The organism is Nonomuraea sp. NPDC001684, from assembly GCF_053596515.1.
Genome location: NZ_JBSFGJ010000691.1, coordinates 1 through 3212, shown reverse-complemented (window position 1 = coordinate 3212; position 3212 = coordinate 1). Strand labels below are relative to the sequence as shown.

Sequence of the window (3212 nt, the reverse complement as noted above, 5' to 3'; positions counted from 1 at the left end):
CCTCGGCCTGCAACGCGGCGGCGAGCATCTTGCGGGCACCCTCGCGAACGATCTGGTCGATCAACGAGGAGGACGCCGGGTTGTGGTCGTCAGCGGGCAGTTCGGGCACTACGGTAAGCGGCACGGGTGTGCCTTCCCGACCGACGTTGGCGCGTCGGCCTATCTCGAAACCTTGATCAGATGATTCGGGAAGGTACACCCCTTCCCGTCAGATCCACAGGTTTCGATCATTGCTCAGGAAGCGCTGTAGGCGATCCTCGGTGCCGCGCTGGGCTACGCGAGACATTGGAGTCAGACCATGGTTCACACAGAGAACTGAAGAGAGACAGGCACAGCGAGTCTCATCGTGGGGATGCGGAAGAAGCGGATCGAGTTGAGGGAGTGGTGCTGGCCACGACCAATGCAGGACGCTCATTGAAGAGATCGCCGCTGACGCTGGTCTCTTGGTGGACAAGAGGCTCCGCGAGCGGGTGGCGGAGGACATACGCTACGCCGCAGGGCCGCACCGATGCGAGGGCTTCAGCGCCTTGGAGGTTCGGCGGAGACGCCTTCGAGTGCCTCTCGGCGAGACTGCGTGGCGACCGCCGTCTCCCCAAGCTCAGCCCCAACAGGGAGATGAGTCAGTTCCTCATGGACCAGGAGTCGCCACATGCTCACATCGATGATCTGGCGTACAGCCTCATGGTTGACGGCCGGGAAAAGTTCCTGGCTTGGAGGGCTCGCCGTATCAAAGGCTGGAGACGCTGCGCCTGCCGAAAATTCCATCCACGCAGGTCAAGCCGCTTGTGAGTACTCATGGAGGACGCCGCCGAGCCGGTCTCGTCGGCGTACGTTCAGGTCGATGATTCGCTCTGGGGCCGTGATCGGATCGGGGACGGTGCGCAGCGGGGCTGCTTGGTTCAGGGCTTGATGTGCTCGGTGCTGGTTGTAGAAGTGTTCATATTCGTGCAGGGCGTGCCGCAGGTGGTGTTCGTTCCAGGTCAGGCAGCGGTCGAGGAGCTCGTGACGGCACGACTGGACCCACCGCTCCATGATGGAGTTCATCCGCGGCATCCGGATGCCGGTGCGCACCGTCTTGATGCCGGCCTCGGCGAGCACCTCGTCCATGAGGACAGGGAACTTTCCATCCCGATCGCGGAGCAGAAAGCGCGCCCGACAGCCCGCATCGTTCAGATCCATCACCAGATTCCTGATCGCTTGGATGACCCAGCTGGCGCTCGGGTGTGCGGTGGTGCCGAGCACACGGACCCGCCTCGTGGCGTGCTCGATCACCGCCAGGATGTACTGGCGTTGCTCGTTGAGGGTGATGGTCTCGATGAAGTCGCAGGCCGGCATGGCGTCGGCTTGGGAGCGCAGGAAGTCGGCCTATGTGGTGGAGGCCCGCTCGGGCGCCGGATCGAGACCGGCCTGTTTGAGGATCTCCCACACCGTGGACGGCGCGACCTTGATACCGAGGGTGGCGAGCTCACCATGCACCCGCCGATAGCCCCGGCTCGGGTTCTCCCGCACCAGACGCAAGATAAGAACGCGGATGGAGCGGACCTTGGGCGGGCGCCCACGTCGCTTCGGCCGGCAGGTACGGGCATGACGCCGTCTCGTCAGATCGCGGTGCCAGCGCAGCACAGTATCCGGTTGGATGAGCAGCCGCAGCCGACGCAGGACCTCCCGGGGCAGCGAGGTCAGGAGCGCGGCCAGGAAGGCTCGGTCCTCGGGTGCGAATCTCACCCAGGTGTCGGCGCTGAGTTGGCGTTCAAGGACGGTGATCTGGTGACGCAGGGCGAGGATCTCCACGTCCTTGTCTCGATCGCCCATGGGCAGCAACCGCAGCGCGGCGAAAGCGTTCGTGACGGTCAGATAGGCAAGGCGAAGGAGCACGGCCGATCATCTTGCCGTACGCGCTCCCGTCTCCTGAGAGACCGGAGCTCGCGTACTTCACAAAAAGCCCTCGCAGGGCCACGACCTGGGCGGATGTAATTATCGGCAGGCACAACCTGGCCTGTACCGCTTCAAAATTCGTGCGCGTGGCCTGAGCTGGTGCTTCTTCGGGTTGGCTAGGCTGCTCGGTGGTACTCGTTGATCGCTCCGCTGAGCACCTTTCGGCGCTGAATGCGGCCTTCCCGCGGTACCACAACTTGCTCGTCCTGATCGGGTGGGCGTTGTTGGCGGGACTGGTGCGGTCGGTGCGTGTTGTAGTGCTCGGCGTACTCCTCCAGGACCGATTGAAGGTGGCGTTCGTCGTAGATCAGCATCCGGTCGGTGCATTCTGCTCAGACGGTGCGCACCCAGCGCTCGGCGTAGCAGTTGGCTCGGGGCGTCCGCGGCGGCGTCTTCATCACCGTGACACCCTCGCCGGCGAAGACCTCATCGAAAGCGGCGGTGAGCTTGGCGTCCCGATCACGGATGAGGAACCGAAACGACCCAGCCCCTGCCCGAGGTTCATGAGCAGGTCGGACAGCCGTTGGCGGCCCGAGTGGCTCGCCAAACAGATCCGCCAACTCGGCATCTCAACTCTCCCCGCCCGCGGAGCAGCCCTCCGCCAGCACATCCAAGACAGCCCCGCCCCGATCATCGCTGACGCCCTCGGCTTTCACCCTGTCACCACGGCCAAGCTCGCCGCCGAGACCGGAACCACCTACAACCGCTACGCCCCAGGCGACCACACAAAGTCACCACTACCCAGGCCACCCCGCCGAACTGACGACAGTTGAATAAGCGAGCCCACCAGTCTGGGACCCCTGCAGCCGCGCGGCGCCGGCGGCTTCTCCCTGGGCCACGACCAGGGCCAAACGCGCGTCGGCCGCCTCCTGCCTGGCGGTCTCGGCGCGGCCTTCGGTGGTCTCGGCCCGGGCCTGGGCCTGATGGCTGTCGTGCTCGGCACGCTCGCGGGCGAGGTCGGCATCAGCGGCCGCGGCCCGCAGGGTCTCGGCGAGCCGGGCGTGCTCGTCCGCCGCAGCGCGCAGCCGCCGCTCTGCGGGAGTGGATCGAACAGGAGCGCTCTGGTAAGAGGGGCTGACCCTCACCCGTCCAAGTTAAGTCCAAGGCGTTTTCAAGCGTGATCATTTAGACCTGTGGGGCGGATGAGATCCATTCGCGGCAACACAGGGGGATCCAGCAAGTAATGGGAATGCTTCGTAAGGCCATGCCCGTCGCGACGGCGGTAGCCGCGCTGGCGATCGTGGCGATGGCGCCCGTCTCAGCGGCGTCGGCCTCGG

3 protein-coding genes and 1 pseudogene are annotated in these 3212 nt (G+C 65.2%); all 4 read right to left on the bottom strand.

What is annotated here, in order from left to right; translation table 11 throughout:
- Window positions 1-774: 774 nt before the first annotated feature.
- The gene (locus ACWCSD_RS50160) at window positions 775-1335 is read right to left on the bottom strand and encodes an integrase core domain-containing protein (protein ID WP_449926533.1); all 561 of its coding nucleotides are present in this window, start codon (window positions 1333-1335) and stop codon (window positions 775-777) included.
- Window positions 1336-1365: 30 nt separating this feature from the next.
- Window positions 1366-1875 carry a hypothetical protein gene (locus ACWCSD_RS50155; protein ID WP_449926530.1) on the bottom strand — a complete coding sequence of 170 codons (510 nt, stop codon included), beginning with the start codon at window positions 1873-1875 and terminating at the stop codon, window positions 1366-1368.
- Between the two features lie 176 nt (window positions 1876-2051).
- Window positions 2052-2252, bottom strand: a pseudogene (locus ACWCSD_RS50150) (integrase core domain-containing protein); the annotation flags it as partial.
- A 420-nt stretch (window positions 2253-2672) separates the two neighbouring features.
- Window positions 2673-3020 carry a hypothetical protein gene (locus tag ACWCSD_RS50145; RefSeq protein WP_449926528.1) on the bottom strand — a complete coding sequence of 116 codons (348 nt, stop codon included), beginning with the start codon at window positions 3018-3020 and terminating at the stop codon, window positions 2673-2675.
- Window positions 3021-3212 lie beyond the last annotated feature (192 nt).

What these genes read in the sequence shown, in the direction of transcription:
- ACWCSD_RS50160 (WP_449926533.1), bottom strand. Translation starts at nt 1,335, where the DNA reads ATGCCGGCCTGCGACTTCATCGAGACCATCACCCTCAACGAGCAACGC.